Origin of the sequence: Variovorax sp. WDL1 (assembly GCF_001541225.1) — a bacterium.
Taxonomy (GTDB): domain Bacteria; phylum Pseudomonadota; class Gammaproteobacteria; order Burkholderiales; family Burkholderiaceae_C; genus Variovorax.
In genome coordinates this window covers 35,115-54,434 of the sequence record NZ_LMTS01000249.1, presented here as the reverse complement: position 1 = coordinate 54,434, position 19,320 = coordinate 35,115, and the positions used below count along the sequence as shown (strand labels likewise).

General features: G+C 68.0%; 21 protein-coding genes. 12 read left to right on the top strand and 9 right to left on the bottom strand.

All coding sequences use genetic code 11. The annotated features are described in order from the left end of the window. Window positions 1-10: 10 nt before the first annotated feature. Together APY03_RS31530 and APY03_RS31525 are read right to left on the bottom strand one after the other, a co-directional pair. Window positions 11-802 (bottom strand): transporter substrate-binding domain-containing protein, encoded by a 792-nt coding sequence (locus tag APY03_RS31530; protein ID WP_068683424.1) that lies wholly within the window; start codon window positions 800-802, stop codon window positions 11-13. A 118-nt stretch (window positions 803-920) separates the two neighbouring features. After that, window positions 921-1,361 (bottom strand): OsmC family protein, encoded by a 441-nt coding sequence (locus APY03_RS31525; protein ID WP_068683366.1) that lies wholly within the window; start codon window positions 1,359-1,361, stop codon window positions 921-923. Window positions 1,362-1,548: 187 nt separating this feature from the next. On the opposite strand from APY03_RS31525, the gene APY03_RS31520 reads away from it, so the two are divergent. Then, window positions 1,549-3,240, top strand: coding sequence for a long-chain fatty acid--CoA ligase (locus APY03_RS31520; protein WP_068683364.1), 1,692 nt, complete (start codon window positions 1,549-1,551; stop codon window positions 3,238-3,240). 267 nt (window positions 3,241-3,507) lie between these two features. Next, window positions 3,508-3,702, top strand: coding sequence for a hypothetical protein (locus APY03_RS31515; RefSeq protein WP_068683362.1), 195 nt, complete (start codon window positions 3,508-3,510; stop codon window positions 3,700-3,702). A 235-nt stretch (window positions 3,703-3,937) separates the two neighbouring features. Here the strand turns inward: APY03_RS31515 and APY03_RS31510 are convergent, their stop codons facing one another. Beyond that, window positions 3,938-4,360, bottom strand: a complete 423-nt coding sequence (locus APY03_RS31510; RefSeq protein WP_068683422.1) for a GNAT family acetyltransferase — start codon at window positions 4,358-4,360, stop codon at window positions 3,938-3,940. Between the two features lie 62 nt (window positions 4,361-4,422). Further along, on the bottom strand, window positions 4,423-5,769 hold the full coding sequence (locus APY03_RS31505; RefSeq protein ID WP_068683360.1) for an NAD(P)/FAD-dependent oxidoreductase: 1,347 nt from the start codon (window positions 5,767-5,769) through the stop codon (window positions 4,423-4,425). Between the two features lie 167 nt (window positions 5,770-5,936). Here APY03_RS31505 and egtB point away from each other — a divergent pair, with 167 nt between their 5' ends. The 5 genes from egtB to APY03_RS31480 all read left to right on the top strand — a co-directional run bounded on the left by egtB (window position 5,937) and on the right by APY03_RS31480 (window position 9,786). Beyond that, on the top strand, window positions 5,937-7,190 hold the full coding sequence (gene egtB / locus APY03_RS31500) for an ergothioneine biosynthesis protein EgtB (RefSeq protein WP_068683357.1): 1,254 nt from the start codon (window positions 5,937-5,939) through the stop codon (window positions 7,188-7,190). Next, window positions 7,187-8,173 carry an L-histidine N(alpha)-methyltransferase gene (egtD, locus tag APY03_RS31495; RefSeq protein WP_068683355.1) on the top strand — a complete coding sequence of 329 codons (987 nt, stop codon included), beginning with the start codon at window positions 7,187-7,189 and terminating at the stop codon, window positions 8,171-8,173. Before egtB ends, egtD begins: the two co-directional genes overlap by 4 nt. 37 nt (window positions 8,174-8,210) lie before the next feature. Further along, a complete protein-coding gene (locus APY03_RS31490) occupies window positions 8,211-8,492 on the top strand; it encodes a DUF427 domain-containing protein (RefSeq protein ID WP_068683353.1) in 282 nt (93 codons plus the stop codon). After that, the gene (locus tag APY03_RS31485) at window positions 8,489-9,232 is read left to right on the top strand and encodes a 2OG-Fe dioxygenase family protein (RefSeq protein ID WP_068683351.1); all 744 of its coding nucleotides are present in this window, start codon (window positions 8,489-8,491) and stop codon (window positions 9,230-9,232) included. The genes APY03_RS31490 and APY03_RS31485 overlap by 4 nt, the downstream gene beginning before the upstream one ends. Window positions 9,233-9,348: 116 nt before the next feature. Then, complete coding sequence (locus APY03_RS31480) at window positions 9,349-9,786, top strand: universal stress protein (RefSeq protein WP_068683349.1); 438 nt, start codon at window positions 9,349-9,351, stop codon at window positions 9,784-9,786. Window positions 9,787-9,798: 12 nt separating this feature from the next. Here APY03_RS31480 and APY03_RS31475 read toward each other — a convergent pair whose 3' ends face one another. Next, complete coding sequence (locus tag APY03_RS31475) at window positions 9,799-10,440, bottom strand: RluA family pseudouridine synthase (protein WP_068683347.1); 642 nt, start codon at window positions 10,438-10,440, stop codon at window positions 9,799-9,801. A gap of 46 nt (window positions 10,441-10,486) precedes the next feature. Between APY03_RS31475 and APY03_RS31470 the strand changes: the two genes are divergently transcribed. Then, entirely contained in the window at window positions 10,487-11,728 is a 1,242-nt protein-coding gene (locus tag APY03_RS31470; protein ID WP_232324486.1) for an MFS transporter, read from the top strand. Between the two features lie 271 nt (window positions 11,729-11,999). Then, window positions 12,000-12,893: a hypothetical protein gene (locus APY03_RS41925; protein ID WP_232324485.1), complete on the top strand. Its 894-nt coding sequence runs from the start codon at window positions 12,000-12,002 to the stop codon at window positions 12,891-12,893. A gap of 63 nt (window positions 12,894-12,956) precedes the next feature. On the opposite strand, the gene APY03_RS31455 is transcribed toward APY03_RS41925, so the two are convergent. Next, window positions 12,957-13,259, bottom strand: a complete 303-nt coding sequence (locus tag APY03_RS31455; RefSeq protein ID WP_068683341.1) for a 2Fe-2S iron-sulfur cluster-binding protein — start codon at window positions 13,257-13,259, stop codon at window positions 12,957-12,959. Beyond that, a complete protein-coding gene (locus APY03_RS42850) occupies window positions 13,256-13,405 on the bottom strand; it encodes a hypothetical protein (RefSeq protein WP_174262797.1) in 150 nt (49 codons plus the stop codon). Before APY03_RS42850 ends, APY03_RS31455 begins: the two co-directional genes overlap by 4 nt. A gap of 77 nt (window positions 13,406-13,482) precedes the next feature. On the opposite strand from APY03_RS42850, the gene APY03_RS31450 reads away from it, so the two are divergent. Continuing rightward, window positions 13,483-14,001 (top strand): GNAT family N-acetyltransferase, encoded by a 519-nt coding sequence (locus tag APY03_RS31450; protein ID WP_068683338.1) that lies wholly within the window; start codon window positions 13,483-13,485, stop codon window positions 13,999-14,001. Between the two features lie 22 nt (window positions 14,002-14,023). Continuing rightward, window positions 14,024-14,962 carry a DUF808 domain-containing protein gene (locus APY03_RS31445; protein ID WP_068683337.1) on the top strand — a complete coding sequence of 313 codons (939 nt, stop codon included), beginning with the start codon at window positions 14,024-14,026 and terminating at the stop codon, window positions 14,960-14,962. Window positions 14,963-14,984: 22 nt separating this feature from the next. Here the strand turns inward: APY03_RS31445 and mnmH are convergent, their stop codons facing one another. Together mnmH and APY03_RS31435 are read right to left on the bottom strand one after the other, a co-directional pair. Next, on the bottom strand, window positions 14,985-16,034 hold the full coding sequence (gene mnmH, locus APY03_RS31440) for a tRNA 2-selenouridine(34) synthase MnmH (protein WP_068683335.1): 1,050 nt from the start codon (window positions 16,032-16,034) through the stop codon (window positions 14,985-14,987). Further along, window positions 16,034-16,252, bottom strand: coding sequence for a hypothetical protein (locus tag APY03_RS31435; RefSeq protein ID WP_068683333.1), 219 nt, complete (start codon window positions 16,250-16,252; stop codon window positions 16,034-16,036). Before APY03_RS31435 ends, mnmH begins: the two co-directional genes overlap by 1 nt. Window positions 16,253-16,403: 151 nt before the next feature. Here APY03_RS31435 and APY03_RS31430 point away from each other — a divergent pair, with 151 nt between their 5' ends. Next, window positions 16,404-19,217, top strand: a complete 2,814-nt coding sequence (locus APY03_RS31430) for an autotransporter family protein (protein WP_068683331.1) — start codon at window positions 16,404-16,406, stop codon at window positions 19,215-19,217. Window positions 19,218-19,320: the final 103 nt, after the last annotated feature.

The following is a 19,320-nucleotide window of genomic DNA, read 5'->3' as shown; positions in this document are numbered from 1 at the left end:
CGATGCCGCGTCAGAGCGGCAGGTCGCCGGCTTCCTTGCCGAGGAACTTCTTCGACATCGCGTCGAGCGTGCCGTCCTTCTTTGCGGCCGCGATGATCTCGTTGACCTTGGCCTTCAGCGCATCCTCGCCCTTGGCGATGCCGACGAAGCAGGGGCTGTCTTTCAGCAGCAGCTTGTACTCGGCGCCCAGCTGCGGGTTCTTCTGCATCATGTTGCCTGCCACCGCGGCACTGGTCGCGATGGTCTGCGTCTGGCCGGCGACGAAGGCGGCGATGGTGGCGTTGTTGTCCTCGAAGCGCTTGTAGTCGACGTTGGCCGGCGCCACCTTGGCGAGCTCCTGGTCTTCCATCGCGCCGCGCGTCACGGCCACGCTCTTGCCGGCCATGTCGGCAAAGCTCTTGATGGCGAGGCCCTTGGACGCATACACAGCCTGGAAGAAGGGCGCATAGGCGGCGCTGAAGTCGATGACCTTCTCGCGTTCGGCGTTCTTGCCCAGCGTGGAGATCACGAGATCGGCCTTCTTCGTCTGCAGGTAGGGAATGCGGTTGGCGCTGGTGACCGGCACCAGCTCGGCCTTGACGCCCAGTTTGGCGGCGATGAGCTTCGCCATCTCCACGTCCAGGCCCTGGGGCGCCATGTCGGGGCCGACGAAGCCGTAGGGCGGGTAGTCGGTGGGAATGGCGACCTTGAGGGTCCTCGATTTCAGCACGTTGTCGAGCGCGCTTTGCGCCTGCGCGGCGCCGGCGGCGAGCAGGGCGGACGTGGCAAGGCCGAGGGCGGCCAGGCGGCGGGAGAACTTCATGATGTAGGAAGCGGTGGTGGATATGCGCATGCATGCCTGCAGCTTTCGTGCCTGCCGGCATGCACGCGCACGCACCAACCCAGGGCGGCTGGCTGGGGCGCCTGCCCCAGGGCGCGCCTCAGCTTGCGAGCGTGGCTTTCAACGTGATCTCGGGCACGCTCGCCAGCGCTTTCGACAGCGGACAGCCCGCCTTGGCGCCGGCGGCGAGTTCCTGGAACTTCGCGTCGTCGATGCCGGGGATCACGGCTTCCAGCTCGAGCTGGATGCGGTCGATCTTGAAGCCGGGCCCGTCCTGCGCCAAGCGCACTGCGGCCTTGGTGTCGATACGCGTCGCAGTGAAGCCGGCGCCTTCCAGCGCGAAGGCAAGGGCCATCGTGAGACAGCCGGCATGCGCGGCACCGAGGATCTCTTCAGGATTGGTGCCCGTGCGGTCGTCCTCGAAGCGGCTCTTGAAGCCGTAGGGGTAGTCCTTGAGTGCGCCCGTCTCCGTGCTGATCCGGCCCTTGCCGGTCTTGCCGGCGCCTTCCCAGTGAACACTTGCGCGCTTGTCTGCTGCCATGAGAGCTCCTCGTGGTGGGGTGAAGGAGCCGATGTTGTACGCCGGAACGTGTGGCATGTCTGTCGGCCGCCTGCATGAGCGAGGCATCTGCCTTTTCGACAGAGTCACCGATGCGACCCGGTGGGGGCTTCCCCCATGCGGCCGGCCCGTGTGGCATCGTAGGCTTGCCCCTCCCCATGGAGCCCGTATGGACCGCCCGCACTACAAGTTCTGGCCGCAGCGCCTGCCCCGTTCGATCACCGTCCCCGCCACCTCGCTGTGGCACAACCTCGCCACCGCCGCCGAGCGCTTCCCGGACAAGACCGCGCTGGTCTTCTTTGGCCGCGAGACTTCGTATCGCGAGCTCGCCGAGCAGGTCGAACGGCTGGCCGGCCAACTGCATGCGCTGGGCGTGAAGCGCGGCGACCGCGTGGTCCTGGACATGCAGAACTGCCCGCAGCTGGTGATCGCGCATTTCGCCATCCTGCGCGCCAACGCGGTGGTGGTGCCGGTCAACCCGATGAACCGGGCCGAGGAGCTCAAGCACTACATCACCGATCCGGACGCCAAGGTAGCCATCACCACCGGCGACCTGGCGCCCGAGCTCGCCAAGGCCAGCGACGCGCTCGCGCCCGGCGAGCGCCTGGCGCACCTGATCGTCACGCAGTTCACCGACGCCTTCGACCCGGAAGCACGGGGAGACGAGGCCCCACCGCCGGTGTGGCGGGACTGGCTGCTCATGCGCCATCCGCTGCCTTCGCTGGCCGGCGGCCGTGTCATGGCCTGGACCGACGCTCTGGCCGCGGGCCACGCGCCGCCTGCGCATGTGGTGGGTGCCAACGACATGGCGCTCCTGCCCTACACCAGCGGCACCACCGGCCTGCCCAAGGGCTGCATCCACCACCACTCCAGCCTGATGCACAACGCCTATGCTTGCCTGCTGTGGGGCCAGAGCTCGTCGGAGACGGTGGTGCTGGCGGTGGTGCCGATGTTCCACATCACCGGCACGGTGAGCGTGCTGCACACCGTCATCATGAGCGCGGGCACGCTGGTGGTCATGCCGCGCTGGGACCGCGAGGTGGCCGGCCGGCTGATCTCGCGCCGCAAGGTCACGAGCTGGACGAACATCCCCACCATGGTGATCGACCTGATGGGCAGCCCGAACTTCGCGAGCTTCGACCTCGGCAGCCTGGTCCACATCGGCGGCGGCGGGGCGGCGATGCCGCAGGCCGTGGCGCAACGGCTCTACGAGCAGTACGGGCTCAAGTACGCGGAAGGCTACGGGCTCACCGAGACCGCGGCGCCTTCGCACACCAATCCCTTCGAGAACCCCAAGCAGCAGTGCCTGGGCATCCCCTTCATGAGCACCGATGCGCGCGTGGTCGACCCCGACACGCTGCAGGAGATGCCGATCGGCGGATCGGGCGAGATCATCATCCACGGGCCCGAGGTGTTCCAGGGCTACTGGAAGCGGCCCGACGCGACCGCGGCGGCCTTCGTGGAGTTCGAGAGCAAGCGCTTCTTCCGTTCGGGTGACATGGGCCGCATGGACGAGGACGGCTACTTCTTCATCACCGACCGGCTCAAGCGCATGATCAACGCCAGCGGCTTCAAGGTCTGGCCGGCCGAGGTCGAGCTCCTGATGTTCCGCCACCCGGCGATCCAGGAGGCGTGCGTGATCTCCACAAAGGATGCCTACCGGGGCGAGTCGGTCAAGGCGGTGGTGGTGCTGCGCGCCACCCACAAGAACACCACCGAGCAGGAGATCATCGACTGGTGCCGCGAGAACATGGCTGTCTACAAGATCCCGCGCACCGTGCAGTTCGTCGACGTGCTGCCCAAGAGCGGCAGCGGCAAGGTGATGTGGCGGCTGCTGCAGGAGGCCGAGAACAAGGGTTGAGCCGCGGCCCTTTTCCGGCACCCAGCCAATCCGTCAACTTCACGTGGAAAGTCCGTCCGCCATCGATCTCCGTATCTCTTCCCACTCTTCCGTCTTGATGGAAGCTTTCGCTTCCTCGGACATGGCGTATCACTACCCTCGAGTTTGTCGGCAATGGACAGCAGAGAAACGAGTTCGGTCAAACACGAATCAGTGTCCAGCTGTCGGATTCGCTCCAGTGTCAGGTTCACAGCTTTGACGAGCACGTGGTCGTCCAAGCCCCGGAGCATGTCCGTGGTCAGCGGCGGAAACAACGCCACCGAGCGCTCCCTTGCCAGGGGCGAGCAGTGCGGCAGCAGCCTGAAGAATTGGGCAAGGTCTTGGGGCTGGCGGATCAACTCAGCGCGGGCCGCCGAAACCTGCGCCGAATCCCTGGCGTTGCAGACTTCGGCATCGTTGCAAGCCACCAATGTCTTGATGTGATCGGGACAGCGCTCCATCAGGTCGATCCGCGCTGAGGCCGGGACCCAGCGAATCAATGTGCAGGCCGCCTTGAAGTGGCCAGCATCCACCAGCATCGCGATGGCCTTGGCGAAGCAAGCGAGCGCTTCCTCGTCGCCGTGCCTCGAACCGAGAAGAGGCTGCCGCGCACCCCGGCATGCGCTTCGTTTGCTCGGTGAGAAGATGCCGAGCGATTGACGCTTTGCGGGGATCGGTGTCAGGTGTCGTGAATGAGCCGGCGTCCGAGGCTGATCACATCGTCCTGCGTGTAGCCCAGCCTGCGATAGAAGGCAACGACCTCGGCGTTGGAGGAGCGCACGAGGAGGTTGATCTTGGGGCAGCCGCGCTCGGTGAGCAGGCGCTCGGCCTCGTGCATGAGCGCGCGGCCGATGGCCATGCGCCGATGATCGGGCGAGACCGCGAGGTAGTAGACCCAGCCGCGGTGGCCGTCGAAGCCCACCATTGCGGAGCCGAGCAGCGCGCCGTCGGCGCCGGTGGCGACCAGGAAGAGCTCGGGCTGCTCGCCGAGCTTGCGCTGGATGTCGCGATGGGGGTCGTTCCACGGGCGCGTGAGGCCGCAGGCCTGCCAGAGGGCGATCACGCCGGCTTCGTCGGCGGGTTGGAAGGGACGAATCTTCATCACGGGGAAAGGCGGGACGGGAAGGGCGCGAGTGTCGCCTGGGGTGGGATCGTGGCGTGTGCTCAGGATTCGCCCCTGCCCCGCACGTCCGCCACCACTCGCGCATGCCGCTGGAAGCTCCAGTAGGCGCTGGCCCAGTCCATCAGGACCACGAGGCGGTTTCGGAAGCCGATCAGGAAATACACATGCGCGAAAAGCCAGAACAGCCACGCAAGGCGGCCCGAGAAGCGCAGTGGGCCCATGGGCGTGCCCAGGTCGACCACGGCCGAGTTGCGCCCGATGGTGGCGAGGTTGCCGTAGTCGCGGTAGCGGAAGGGAACCGTTTCCTTGCCTGCGATGCGGCGCAGGATGTTCGTTGCAGCGGCGCGGCCCGCCTGCTTTGCGCCGGGCGAGACGCCGGGCACCGGCACGGGCTCCTTGCCGGCGCGGTGGCTCATGGCAGCCGCCAGGTCGCCCACGACGCTGATCTCGGGATGGCCGGGCAGGCTGAGGTCGGGCAGCACCTTCACGCGGCCGGCACGGTCGCATTCGGCGCCGGTGGCTTCGGCCAGCATTCGCCCGAGCGGCGAGGCGGCGACGCCGGCGGCCCAGATCACGCAATGGCAGGCGATGCGGTGGGTGCCGGTGCCGGCGCCGCCGTCGCTGAAGGGCGATTCAACCTCCAGCCCGCCGGGCGTGACCGCGGTCACGCGCGCATTGAGGCGTACCTGCACGCCCAGCTTCTGCAACTGCTCGAGCGCGCGCTGGCTCAGGACCTCCGGCATCGCCTGCAGCACGCGCGGGCCGCCCTCGATCAGCAGCACCTCGGCCGTGTGCGGGTCGATGTGGCGGAATTCGCCCCTGAGGGTGTGGCGCGCGATCTCTGCCAGGGTCCCGGCCATCTCGACGCCGGTCGGGCCGGCGCCGATCACGGCGAAGGTGAGCAGGGCGCGCCGGCGCGCCGGGTCGGTCTCGACTTCGGCGGCCTCGAAGCTCATCAGGATCCGGCGCCGGATCTCGAAGGCATCGGCCAAGGTCTTGAGCCCTGGAGCCATGCGCGACCAGTCGTCGCGGCCGAAGTAGCTGTGGGTCGCGCCCGCGGCCACGATCAGGTGGTCATAGGGCAGGCGGGTGCCGTCGGCCAGATGCACCTCGCGCGTGCCGGGATCGATGCGGGTCGCGTCGCCGAGCAGGGTGGTGATGTTGGGCTGCCGGCGGAACAGCAGGCGCACCGGCGCGGCGATCGAGGGCGCCGCCAGGCCGGCGGTCGCGACCTGGTAGAGCAGGGGCTGGAAAAGGTGGTGGTTGGTCTTGTCGACGATGGTGATGTCGACGGCCGCATGCTGCAGCTTGCGCGCTGCCTCGAGTCCGCCGAACCCGCAGCCGATGATCACGATTCGGGGGCGGCCGTGGGAGGGGAGGAGACTCATGCGCCGGATGATACGCAGGCGCCGTGCACGCCCCGGCGTCTTGTGCCAAAGTGTCGCGTTCGACGTCCCGCGCGCCGCGGTCGGGGGTGCCGCGCCGCGAGCCCTTGTCCTACGGTGCCGGCCTCCATGCATGGGCTAAAAACCTTTCTTCCAACGATGGAGACCCCATGAAACTCACCCGGCCGGCCGTGCCCGCGGCGGACGACCTGCGCGAACGTTTCCAGGCGGTGCGTGAGCACAGCCTCGCGCTGGCAGCCCCGCTCTCGCCCGAGGACCAGTGCATCCAGTCGATGCCCGACGCCAGTCCGACCAAATGGCACCTGGCACACACCAGCTGGTTCTTCGAGACCGTATTGCTGCAGCCGCATGCCGAGGGCTACCGCGTGTTCGACCCGGCCTTCGCCTATCTCTTCAACTCCTACTACGAGGCATTGGGGCCGCGCCATCCGCGCCCCCGGCGCGGGCTGCTGACGCGGCCTTCGCTCGAGCAGGTGCACGCCTACCGGCGCCATGTGGACGAGGCGGTGCAGGCGCTGCTCGCGAGCGACGACGGCGCGGCCGATTGGGACGCGATCACGGCGATCGTCGAGCTGGGCCTGAACCACGAGCAGCAGCACCAGGAGCTCATCCTCACGGACATCCTGCATGCGCTGTCCTGCAACCCGCTGCTGCCGGCCTACCGTGCGGCGCCCGCGCCTGCACTGCGGCTGGCCTCGGTAGCGCCGGCGATGCTCTGGCTCTCGCGGCCTGGCGGCCTTGTCGAGGTCGGCCATGCCGGCGGCAGCTTCTGCTTCGACAACGAGACGCCGCGCCACGCGGCCCTGCTGCAGCCCTACGCGATCGCGGACCGGCTGGTGAACTGCGGCGAGTACGCGCAGTTCATCGCCGATGGCGGCTACCAGCGGCCCGAGCTGTGGCTCTCCGACGGCTGGGCCGCGGTGCAGGCGCAGGGCTGGCGTCATCCGCTGTATTGGCTTGCCGCCGATGATCCGCGCCTCGCTCACCATGGCGCGACGGCGGGGTGGCAGGTCTTCGGCCTGCATGGCGTGCGGCCGATGGAACCCGAGGCGCCGGTGTCGCAGCTGAGCTTCTACGAGGCCGCGGCCTATGCCGAGTGGGCGGGCGCGCGGCTGCCCACCGAGTTCGAGTGGGAGGCCGCGCACGATGCGCCCGGCATGTCGCAGACGAGCGGGCATGTCTGGCAATGGACGCGTTCGTCCTACGACCCCTACCCGGGCTTTCGCCCGTTGTCCGGGGTAGCGGCCGAATACAACGGCAAGTTCATGGTCGGCCAGCTGGTGCTGCGCGGCGGCAGTGTCGCCACGCCCGCAGGCCATGCGCGTCCCAGCTACCGCAACTTCTTCCCGCCGGCCGCGCGCTGGCAGTTCTCGGGGCTACGGCTCGCCAAGGATCTTCAATGAGTATTCCTGCCATCAGCCTGCATGCATTCCGCAGCGCACAGCGGGCTGCGCCGTTGTCCGACTTCGGCCGCGAGCTGTTCGAGGGGCTGAGCCGGAGTCCTCGCGGCATCTCGCCCAAGTTCTTCTACGACGCGGCCGGCTCTCAGCTCTTCGACCGCATCTGCGAGCTGCCCGAGTACTACCCGACGCGCACCGAGATGCGCATCCTCACCGAACGCGCGCCCGAGATCGCGGCCCAGATCGGCCCCCACGCCGAGGTCATCGAGTTCGGCGCGGGCTCGCTCACCAAGGTGCGCCTGCTGCTCGATGCGCTGCACGCCCCGCGGCGCTACGTGCCGATCGACATCTCGGGCGAGCACCTCGAGGCGGCGGCGCAGCGCCTGCGCACCGACTACCCGCACCTCGGGGTGCTGCCCGTGGTGGCCGACTACACCATGCCGCTGGTGCTGCCGGCGCGCGGCGAGGGCCTTGGCCAGCGCGTAGGCTTCTTTCCCGGCTCGACGCTCGGCAACTTCAGCCCCGATGAGGCGCTCGCCTTCCTGCAGCTCGCGCAGCGCCTGCTGCGCGGCGGCGGCCTGCTGCTGGGCGTGGACCTCGTCAAGGACCCTGCGCGGCTGCATGCCGCCTACAACGACGCGCAGGGCGTGACGGCGGCCTTCAACCTCAACCTGCTGCGTCGAGCCAACCGCGAGCTCGGCACCGACTTCGACCTGGAAGGCTTCTCGCACGCGGCCTTCTACAACGCGCCGCTGCGCCGCATCGAGATGCACCTGGCGAGCCGTCGCGCGCAAACCGTCACGCTCGATGGCCAGCGCTTCCACTTCGAGGAGGGCGAGACCATCCACACCGAGAACTCGTACAAGTTCACCGTCGATGGCCTGCAGGCCCTGGCCGTGAAGGCCGGGCTCAGGCCGGCGGCGGTGTGGACCGATCCCGAGCAGCTCTTCAGCGTGCACTGGCTGCAGTCGCCCGCGGCACAATAGCTCCGTCCCGCCATCGGCGCGGGTCTTGGAGATCTGGATGAAAGCAACCTGGAACGGCGTCACTGTCGCCGAGAGCGACGACACCGTGCTCGTCGAGGGCAACCACTATTTCCCGGCGAGCGCGCTCAATCGCGACTACGTCACCTTCAGCAACCACAAGACCACCTGCCCCTGGAAGGGCACGGCCAGCTACTACTCGCTGCTGGTCAACGGCGAGCTCAATGCAGACGCCGCCTGGTACTACGCCGACCCCAAGCCCGAGGCCGAGATGGTGCGCTACCGCGTTGCCTTCTGGAAGGGCGTGAAGGTGGCGGAGTGAGCTTCGGGGCCTTCGATCCGCCTTTCACCCCCGTAGACCGGCTCGTTCCCGCGCTCCGGCAGGACGGCTATGCGGTGCTGAGCCCCCAGGGCGTGGCCGAATGGCTGGATTGCCCGCTCGCGAAGCTCGAACTGCTGCACGCCGACTGGGACCACCTGCCCCTTGACGAGTATCTCAAGGATGGCGGCCGCTACCGGACCCGCCGCCACGCCTGCTTCATGGTCGAGGACGCTGTCATCGAGCAGGTGCCGCACCGCGCGCACTGGCAGCCGGTCGAGTACAACGCGCTGCACGGCGGCATGCAGCGCTGGTTCGCGCCGATGGAGGCCGGCACGCTGGTGCAGCCCGCGTGGCAGGCGCTCATCAAGGGCCTTGCCGAGGTGGCGAACGGCCTGCGCGGCAGGCAGCGCTGGTACGTGGAGGCGCACCAGTTCCGCATCGACACGGCCGACGGGATCGGCCGGCCGACGCCCGAAGGCGCGCATCGCGACGGCGTCGACCTGGTGGCAGTGGCGCTGGTGGGCCGCCACAACATCAAGGGCGGCGAAACCCGCGTGTTCGAGGCTGCGGGCCGTCGCGGCGAGCGCTTCACGATGACGGAGCCGTGGACCCTGATGCTCGTCGACGATGCACGCGTGATCCACGAATCGACGCCGATCCAGCCTCTGGTGGACAGCCAGCCCGGCTGGCGCGACACGCTGGTCGTGACCTGCCGCGCGGGCTCCTTCCAGGGCGATTGAGCACCCTGGCGGCGGGCCGTAGAAGTCCTACAGTCCGGACACTGTCCTGGATGTACATTCGAAGCCCGGTTCGGCTGAGAGCCAGAGAGCCATCAAGTGAACAAACGAGGTCTCCCATGTTCAATCACATCCTGGTTCCGATCGACGGGTCCGAAACATCGATGCTCGCGGTGAGCAAGGCCAGCGGACTCGCGTTGGCGTTCGGCAGCCGTATCACCTTGATCCACGTCGTGGACAACTATCCGTTCATCGGCGTCGGCGCCGACTACGCGCTGGGCCAGAACGAATACCTCGCGGCCGCCACCAGCAGCGCCAATGCCGCGCTGGCTCGGGGCGTCGCGGCCCTGGCCGCGGAAGGCCTGCACAGCGACCAGCGCGTGATCGACGGCCACGTGGTGCACGAAGGCATCGTCGACACCGCCGAGGCGATCGGGGCCGACCTGATCGTGATGGGCTCGCATGGCCGCTCCGGCATCGAGAAGCTGCTCCTGGGCAGCGTGACGCAGCGGGTGCTGCAGGACGCCAAGGTGCCGGTGCTCGTGGTGAAAGGCTGAGGACCGGGGCGCTCACTCGAAAGGCGGCGCGCTCTCGAAGCGCAGCAGGCGGCCATCGGCGGGATGGGCGAATTCGAGTTCGCTCGCATGCAGCAGCAGACGGTCTGCGCGCTGCCGCACGTCCTCGCCGCCATAGAGCGTGTCGCCGAGGATCGGGTGTCCGATCGACAGCAGGTGCACGCGCAACTGGTGGGTGCGGCCGGTCAGCGGCTCGAGCAGCACGTGACTCGCATCCCGATCGGGCAGGAGCCGCTTCACGCGCCAGCGCGTCCCGCTCGGCTTGCCATGGAGCGGATCGACCTTCTGGAGCGGGCGGTTGGGCCAGTCGGCCATGAGCGGGGCATCGATCAGCGACCACGCGTCGGAAACGGGAAGCGATCCGTCCACGATGGCTTCGTAGCGCTTGTGCACGCGCCGCTTGGCGAAGGCATCTCCGAGCGCGCGCTGTATCGCGGGGTTTCGCGCCATGAGCACCAAGCCGCTGGTGGCCATGTCGAGTCGATGCACGACCAGGGCGTCGGGCCAGCGCGCCTGCGCGCGGGCGCTGAGGCAGTCCTGCTTGTCCTCGCCGCGGCCGGGCACGCACAAGAGGCCGGCGGGCTTGTCGAGCACCAGCAGGTCGGCGTCTTCATGGATCACGGCGAGCGAGGTCATGGCCGGGCGAGTCTATGAGCTTCGGGCCTGGGCTATCCTCGCCGCGATGTCCATTCCCGCTGCCGCCTCGCCGACGTTCACCGATCTGACGCGCGAGCGGCCCTTCATGCGGATGTGGATCGCGCGGCTCTTCGGCACGGCGGGCAGCCAGATGCTGCTGGTCGCGATCGGCTGGCACATGTACGAGCTGACGGGCAGCGCCTGGGACCTCGGGCTGGTGGGGCTCTACCAGTTCTTGCCGGCACTGCTGCTGGCGCTGCTGGCGGGGCACGTGGTCGACCGCCATCATCGCGGCCGCATCGTCGCCGCCTGCTTCGCGGTGCAGGGGATGGTGGCGCTGGTGCTGCTGGTCGCCGTGCAGGGGCACCACGACTCGCGTGCGTTGCTGCTCGGGTTGTCGCTGGTGCTGGGCGCGGTGCGCGCCTTCCAGATGCCGGCACAGCAGGCCTTGACACCGCTGCTGGTGCCGCCGCTGATGCTGCCGCGGGCCATGGCCTTCAGTTCGGCCGGCATGCAGGGGGCGATCATCGGCGGCCCGGCGCTGGGCGGCCTGCTGTTCGCGGCCGGCACTGGCGTGGTCTATGGTGCGGGCCTGTTTTTCTTCGCGGTGGGCAGCCTGCTGGTGATGCAGGTGCGCTACGAGCACGCGCCGCCGCCGCGCGAGCCGGTGTCGTTGTCGACCGTGCTGGCGGGCGTGAACTTCATCTGGCACCGGAAGCCGGTGCTCGGCGCAGTCTCGCTCGACCTGTTCGCGGTGCTTCTCGGCGGCGCCGTCGCGCTGTTGCCGATCTTCGCCAAGGACATCCTGCACACGGGCCCGTGGGGGCTGGGGCTGTTGCGCAGCGCGCCCGCGGTGGGGGCGCTCGCGGCCTCGATCCTGCTCACGCGGCGGCCCATCGAGCGCCGCGTAGGGCGCGCGCTGCTGATCGCCGTGGCAGCGTTCGGCGTCTGCATGATCGTGTTCGGCCTGTCGCGCAGCTTCGCCGTGTCGCTGCTTGCGCTGGCGGTCTCGGGCGCGGCCGACATGGTCAACGTGGTGATCCGGCAGACGCTGGTGCAGCTGGAGACGCCGGACGCGATGCGCGGGCGGGTGAGCGCCGTCAACTCGATCTTCATCGGCGCCAGCAACCAGCTGGGCGAGTTCGAATCGGGCGCCACCGCGGCGCTGCTGGGGCCGGTGGGCTCTGTGGTGCTGGGAGGCGTCGGCACCGTGCTGGTGGCGCTGGCCTGGTTCCGGCTCTTTCCGTCGCTGGCGTCGCGCGATCGGCTGGTGAAGCCTGCGGACTAGTCCACGGCAGGACACAACGGCGTGCAGGAAGATCGAGGTACGCCCGACCCACTCTCCAGCGCGTTGCCGCCAGCTCGATTGGAACTCCCGGGGAAATGAGGTTACGAAGTTCCGTGGCAGCTGCGGCCCGAGGGAAATCATTACATGCAAATGAATAGAACCGAATCATTTGAAAATTGATCCCGCAGGTTGAAGTTGGATTCCATTGATGCCGAGAGTTTTTCGGCTTTTTTTACATTGGCACCCTATTATGCGCCCCCATCTCCTGAGTTTGAATCGAAAATCCAAACCCCCCAAAGAGGATCCGGAAAAAAAGACCGGGGAGGATAAAAAAACTGCCACCTTGGATGAAGTGGTGCCGCGTGCAAATCGAAGCCTTAGCTATAAGGCATCCAGGCTCGTATTTTCCCGCGATGCTCGACAGCAGCGGGTTTTTACCAAACTGCCCGATTTCGAGAGCGAAGGTGCGGATTTCACGATTGATCATTCCTCTTCTCTCACCGTTGAAAGAAATGAGCCGGTCGATGCGCATCGCATCGCGATCATCCCCATCGTGCTGCATGCAGAGACGCCCGACCCAGAGGTGGTCATGGATACAGCCGACTTTTCAGGCGAAACCCATGCGTCGTCGAGGGGAGAAGTTTCGAGCGACACAGCCTCTGACCGGATTCCGCAAAATTCGTCAGCCAGCAGCGGCTCGTCCAAAGGCGCAAAGGGCAAATTGGTACGCGAATCCAGGCAAGTGTACGAAGTGGGATCAACGACACCCAGCCACAAGGTAGCGGAGATGGTCAGCGTTATCCTTCAGAACAAGCTGGGCAGTGAGATGGGCACTGTACGAGTTCTGAAGATGATGTACTGCGCCACCGGCGGCAAGATCAAGATCGATCGGTTGCAACCGGAGACGGGATCGTGCGCACTGAAACTAAGCAACCTCCAGGGCCACTTCGAGAAACTTGAGCACGTGGACGCCTTGTACGTCAAATTGGAATATTATTTGACGCCGACCCAGCGTCAGGTGATTTCCCGCTACATCGACAACATCAAAAACTTCCGGTATTCGGACGCCATCAACAGAGACTGTTCGATTCTGCTTCTAAATGACTACCTTCGAGCCGAACTTATCAAGCTTGGCGTGCAAATGAATGAGGAGAATCCCATCTAGCCTCTCTTGTCGGCATCACAAACGCAATTCGGGGCCATTTCCCGGATCGACTGTGACGGCCCACTAGAACTGCGAGCGGGCGAGTGGCGCGTCCAGCCTCACATCGCCCACCGGCTCCGCCACGCAGGGCAGGATCCAGCCCTCGGCCTTCTCTTCCCGGCTCAGGCCGGGCCATTCGACGCGGTAGCGCACCTCGCCGTCGAGCAGCCGGCAGATGCAGGTGCGGCAGGTGCCGTTGCGGCAGGAGCTGGGCAGCTCGATGCCGGCGGCCTCGGCGGACTGCAGCAGCGTGCGGCCCGCGTCGGTGTCGAAGCGCAAGCCGCCGGGCTCGATCCGCGCCGTGGTCTGCGGCGCGCCCGTGCTCATTCCTTGTTCTTGATCTTCCCGCGTGGAATCACTGCCGTCGTGACCGTGCGGACCGGTTCGAAGCCGGCGGGCGGCGCCTTCGGCGGCGACGTGTCCTTCTTCGGTTTCTTGGTTTCCTTGTTGCTGCGCTGCTGTCCCTTGGGCATGTGTTCCTCCAGTGATTGGAGGTCGAGTTTAGCGAGGCAGCGACAATACAGTCCCTATCGATCGTTTCCCCGCATTCATGCCTGACTACGAAGTTCGCCCCGCCACGCTGCGCGATGCCAAAGCCATCGCCGAAGTCCACGTTGCCTCCGCCCGTGCCGCCTATACCGGCATCCTGCCCGAGGACCAGTTGAGCGCCCTGGCGCCTTCCACGCGCGAGGCCAAGTGGCGCGAGGCGATCGAGTTCAGCGAGCCGCAGGTGCACGTGGCCGTGCTGGGCGACGAAGTGGCTGGCTTCGTCGGCTTCGACCGTTCGCGCGATCCCAAGACGCCCTCGACCACCGGCGAGATCTGGGCGCTCTACGTCAAGCCCGAGCACTGGGGCCAGGGCGTGGGCGTGGCGCTGTGGGATGCAGCGCGCGACGGCCTGGAGGAGGAGGGCTGTACGCTCGTCACCGTGTGGGTGCCGCTGCGCAACGACCGTGCGCTGCGCTTCTACGAGTTGGCCGGCTTCAAGCGCGAGATGAAGACTGCCAAGACAACGTCATTGGGCGGCACCAAGATCGAAGAGATCCGCCTCAAGCGAAACGTCGTCTGACCCTTCGAGGAATACCTGATTCATGGCCTCCAGTCTTCTGCTCCTGCTCGACGACATTGCCACCGTCCTCGACGATGTTTCCGTCCTCACCAAGGTAGCCGCCAAGAAGACCGCCGGCGTGCTGGGCGACGACCTGGCGCTGAACGCGCAGCAGGTCTCGGGCGTGAAGGCCGATCGCGAGCTGCCGGTGGTGTGGGCGGTGTGCAAGGGCTCCCTCGTCAACAAGGCAATCCTGGTGCCCGCGGCGCTGGCCATCGGCACCTGGCTGCCCTGGCTGGTGACGCCGCTGCTGATGATCGGCGGGGCTTTCCTCTGCTTCGAGGGGTGCGAGAAGCTGGCGCACAAGTTCCTGCACAAGGAAGAGCACGACGCCGACATCTCGCGGCACGAGCAGGCGCTGGCGGATCCGGCCGTCGACCTGGTGGCGGTCGAGAAGGACAAGATCAAGGGCGCGGTGCGTACCGACTTCATCCTCTCGGCGGAGATCATCGCCATCACGCTGGGCACGGTGCAGGCGCAGCCTTTCACCACGCAGCTGTCGGTGCTGGTCGGCATCGCGCTGATCATGACCGTCGGTGTCTACGGCCTGGTGGCCGGCATCGTGAAGCTCGACGACGCAGGGCTCTACCTGAGCCGCCGCGAAGGCGGCGCCTCGCAGGCCCTCGGCCGCGGCATCCTGGTGGCGGCACCCTGGCTCATGAAGGGACTTTCCATCGCCGGCACCGCCGCCATGTTCCTCGTGGGCGGCGGCATCCTGGTGCACGGCGTACCGGCGCTCGGCCACGCGGTCGAGGCCTGGGCTGTGGACGCCGGGGCCCTGTTGGGCGGGCTGGGCTCGATGGTTTTCAACGCAGGCGTCGGAATCGTGGCCGGCGCGATCGTGCTGGCGGTGGTCGAGGTCGCGAAGAAGGCATTGGGCAAGAAGGCGCCGGGCAAGAAGGCGTCGGGCGAGAAGGCGTAGTGCTCTGGCCGAACATCCCGAACTAACCCAGCTGCGCCACCCGCCGCGCCAGCGCCTCGATGGCGGCGTCGGAGAGATCGTCCGTCGCCACCGCCTGCCGTTCGTCCCAGCGTTCGAAATGGCTGGCCTGCGACCGGCGGTAGGCCGGGTCGTAGTGCAACGCGGTCAGCTCGGCGAACAACGCCGGCAGCTCGCCTTCGGCGGCCCATTGCTGCCAGCGCCCGATCACGGCCTTGCCGTGCAGTTCCTTCAGTAGCCCGAGCTGGCGTGACAGGGCCTCGGGATCATCGCCGAGGTACGCGTAGTCGCGCAGCAGGTAGGCCAGGCGGACCTCGGGCGCGGCCACGATCTCGATGCAAGGGCTTGCCCGCATGTGCTTCACTAGCGGCAACGGAACATCGAGGCGGCCGATGCGGCGGCTCTCGCCTTCCACGTAGAGCGGCTGCGCAGGATCGATCCGTTGCAGCAGCTCTGCGATGCGGGTCTCGAAAGCCGTCTGCGACGGTTGCGGAGTGCCGGGCAGGGCGCCGAGCAGCGAGCCCTTGTGGGCGGCGAGGCCTTCGAGGTCCAGCACCTGCCGTCCCTGATGCGCCATGGCCTGCAGCACGCGCGTCTTTGCGCTGCCGGTGGCGCCGCACAGCACGCGCAGGTCGAGTTGCGGACAGAGCAGGTCCAGCTGCGTGATCACGTGGCGGCGCCAGCTCTTGTAGCCGCCGGCCAGCTGTTGCGCGTCCCAGCCCACCAGGCGCAGCCAGGTGACCATCGAGCCGCTGCGCAGGCCGCCGCGCCAGCAGTAGACCAGGGGCTTCCAGTCGGCCGGCCGGTCCGCGAAGCGCTCCCTCAGGTGGCGCGCGAGGTTCGCCGCCACCATCGCGCCCCCGACCCGGCGCGCCTCGAAGGCGCCTTGCTGCTTGTAGAGCGTGCCGACGATGCGGCGCTCCTCGTCGTCGAGCACCGGGCAGTTGATGGCGCCGGGGATGTGGTCGATGGCGTATTCGCCCGGCGAGCGCGCGTCGATCAGCGCGTCGAAGCGCCCGAGATCGTCAACGCGCACGGGTGCGGGTGCGCGCATCAGCGGGCCTTGCTCCGGGCGCGCTGGACCAGGTCCACCACCACCAGCGCGATGCCGAGCACCAGCGCGAACCAGCCCACCACGCGGGCGCCGCCGATCATTTCGTGCCAGTGCGGCGATGTCAGGAAATAGGGCGCGATCAGGACGGCCGCGCCGATGAGGATGCACAAGAGGCCGCGCTCGAACGTGCGCGGCGCCCTGGAGGGTCTGGAAGTCATGCCCGAGTTTACGGGCGTCCGCTAGCACGGCCGGGCGCGCAGCGCCATGCATCGAGTTGGGGCATTGCCGGGATTTCGTGAACTACTTCCTTAGGAAATGTAAACCTAAGAACTACATTCTTAAGTATTCAATGTAATACGAAAGAACTCTATGAATCGCGTTTTCCAGGTGGTCTGGAGCCCGAGGCAAGGACTGTGGGCGGTGGCTTCCGAATTGGCCCGAGGGCTGGGAAAATCGGCCACCCAGGCGCCGGCAGTGGCCCTGGCGGTGCTGAGCCTGGCCGGCACCGCGAACGCCGATTGCGCCGGCCCCGGCGGCGGCACCATCACCTGCACCGCCGGGACGCCCCAGACCTTCGTGGTCATCGGCGGCTACGACGCCACGCCCGGCGGCACGGTGGACGTGCAGCCCGGCGCCGTGATCAGCACCACCAACCTGCCCGCCATCAGCATGGGCGACAACGGGACCATCCTGGTCCAGCGCGGCGCAACGGTCGAGAACAACGCCGCGCCCGGCGCCACCGGCCACTACGGTACGGGGGCCAACACCATCGAGTTCCGCGCGGGCACGACGCTCACGATCGAGGAGGGCGCCAGGGTGCTCTCCAACGGCACGGCGTATGACGCCGAAGCCATCAACGCACACGGCAGCGGCAACCTCATCGTCAATCACGGCGAGGTGCGCTCGCAGGCGGGCGGCGCCGCGATATGGCTGGAGCCCTCGAGCGGTTCGAACACGGTGGTCAACGGCGCCACCGGCGTCATCGCGTACACGGGGGCAGCGGGCGACAACATCCTGGCCGCCTCGGGCACGATGGCTGTGGATTTCACGAACCAGGGCCGGCTGATCGGTGCGCTGAACTTCGCCGACGGCGACGACGCGCTGCATGTCCACACCGGCTCCTCGATCACCGGCGGCATCGACGGCGGCGGCGGCAACAACCTGCTGACGCTCGATGGCACGGGCACCGACACCTTCGCGCACGCCCTGTCGAACTTCCAGGCCCTGGTGAAGCGCGATGCGGGCACCTGGACCTTCGGCAATGCGCTGCCGGGTTCGGGCATCACCAGCACCCGCGTGGCCGCGGGCACCCTGATCCTGGGTGCCGATGCCAGCAGCTACACCGGCAGCATGACGGTCGATGCAGGCGGCACACTGCAGACACCGGCCGAGTTCGCGCCTCTTTCGATCGCCGTCGATGGCCTGGTGCGATTCGCCCAGCCCACCGACGCCACCTACACGGGCTTGCTGTCAGGCAGTGGCGGCATCGAGAAGACGGGCGCGGGGCGCCTGGTCCTCTCCGGCACCCATGCCTACAGCGGCGCGACCACCGTCGTATCCGGGACGCTGAAGGCCGGCGCAAGCGGCAGCTTCAGCGTTGCCTCCGCGCACACCGTGTCGGCAGGCGCCACGCTCGACACCGGCGGCTTCGACCAGCGCGTGGCCGCCCTGCACAACGCCGGCACCGTGAACCTGCTGAGCGCGAGCGCCGGCAGCACGCTGACCGTCACCGGCGCCTACGTGGGGCAGGGCGGCACATTGAACCTGGGCACCGTGCTCGGCGGCAGCAACAGCCTGAGCGACCGCCTGGTGCTCAGCGGTCCCGGCGCCAGCGCCAGCGGCCGAACCACGGTGCGCATCACCAACCTCGGCGGCCTCGGCGCCCTGACGACTGGCAATGGCATCGAGGTGGTGAGTGCGCGCAACGGCGCCACCACCACCGCCCAGACGACGCGAGACGCCTTCACGCTCGCCAACGGCCATGTGGACGCGGGTGCCTACGAATATCGCCTCCACGCCGCCGATGCGCAGGGCGCGGGGGAGAGCTGGTTCCTGCGCTCCACGACCGTCGTGCAGCCGCCGGTCACGCCTGTCGAGCCGGTCGTTCCCGGCACTCCCGCCGATCCGGTTGATCCCGTCGATCCCACGAACCCTGCGGACCCCGCGACCCCGTCCGACCCGCTCATCACCGTCAAGCTGCCGTTGATGCTGGGCGAAGTGCCAACCTACCGCGCAGAAGTGCCGCTGTTCGCAGCGCTGCCGGCGCAACTGCGCCAGTCCGACCTCGCCATGCTCGGGAACCTGCATCGCCGCCTCGGCGACGAGGACGCGGCCCCTGCCGGCGGCAGCGACCCGGCGCAGCGCCGGGGGTGGGCACGCGCGGTCTACAGCGACCTGGACATCCGCCAGGACGGGATTGCCGCGGCGTACAGCCGAGGCCATGTGAGCGGGTTGCAGGCCGGGACCGACCTGCTGGCGGGCGGCCGCTGGCGCGCCGGCGTCTACGTGGGCGTCCTGGACGGCGGGGCGGACGTCAGCGGCAATGCGCGCGGGACCTTCGGCCGGATCGGCTCCAACGACTTGCGCTCGCGCTACCTCGGCGCCTACGCCACCTGGATGGACGGCAGCGGCCTCTACGCCGACGCCGTGGTCCAGGGCGGCAGCCATCGCTACACCGTGCGGCCCGACGGCAACGCCAGCGCCGCGGGCAAGGGCGACAGCTTCACGGCCTCGATCGAGACCGGCAAGTCCTTCGCGCTCGCCGGGCGCTGGACCGTCGAGCCGCAGGCGCAACTGATCTACCAGCGCGCGCACTTCGACGCCGTGCCCATCGCCGGCGCCGTCGTGCGCCAGGATGCCGATGCCGGCTGGATCGGCCGCCTTGGCGTGCGCGTCAAGGGCGATTTCGCCACCGGTGCGGGCAGGCTCCAGCCCTATGCGCGACTGAACCTGTACCGCGCGAGCGCCGGCGCCGACGTCGCCGAGTTCGTCGGCCCGGCGGGCTCGACCCGCTTCGCCAGTGCCGGCGGCTACGGCGCGGCCGAGCTGGCCGGCGGCTTCACGCTGGCGGTGACGCCGGCCGCCAGCGTGTACGGCGAACTCGGGCGCGTGTTCGCCCTCGGCGGCGATGCCCGGGTCAAGTCCTCGGTGCAGGGCTCGATCGGTGTGAAGCTGCGCTGGTAGCCGGCCCCGTGGGGCCGGCTTCGGTTCCAATAGGGGCTTTCGCGCCCGCCGGCCGGCGGACCGCCCCCGAAGCCATTGCAGACCTTGAGACCATGGGACCTCT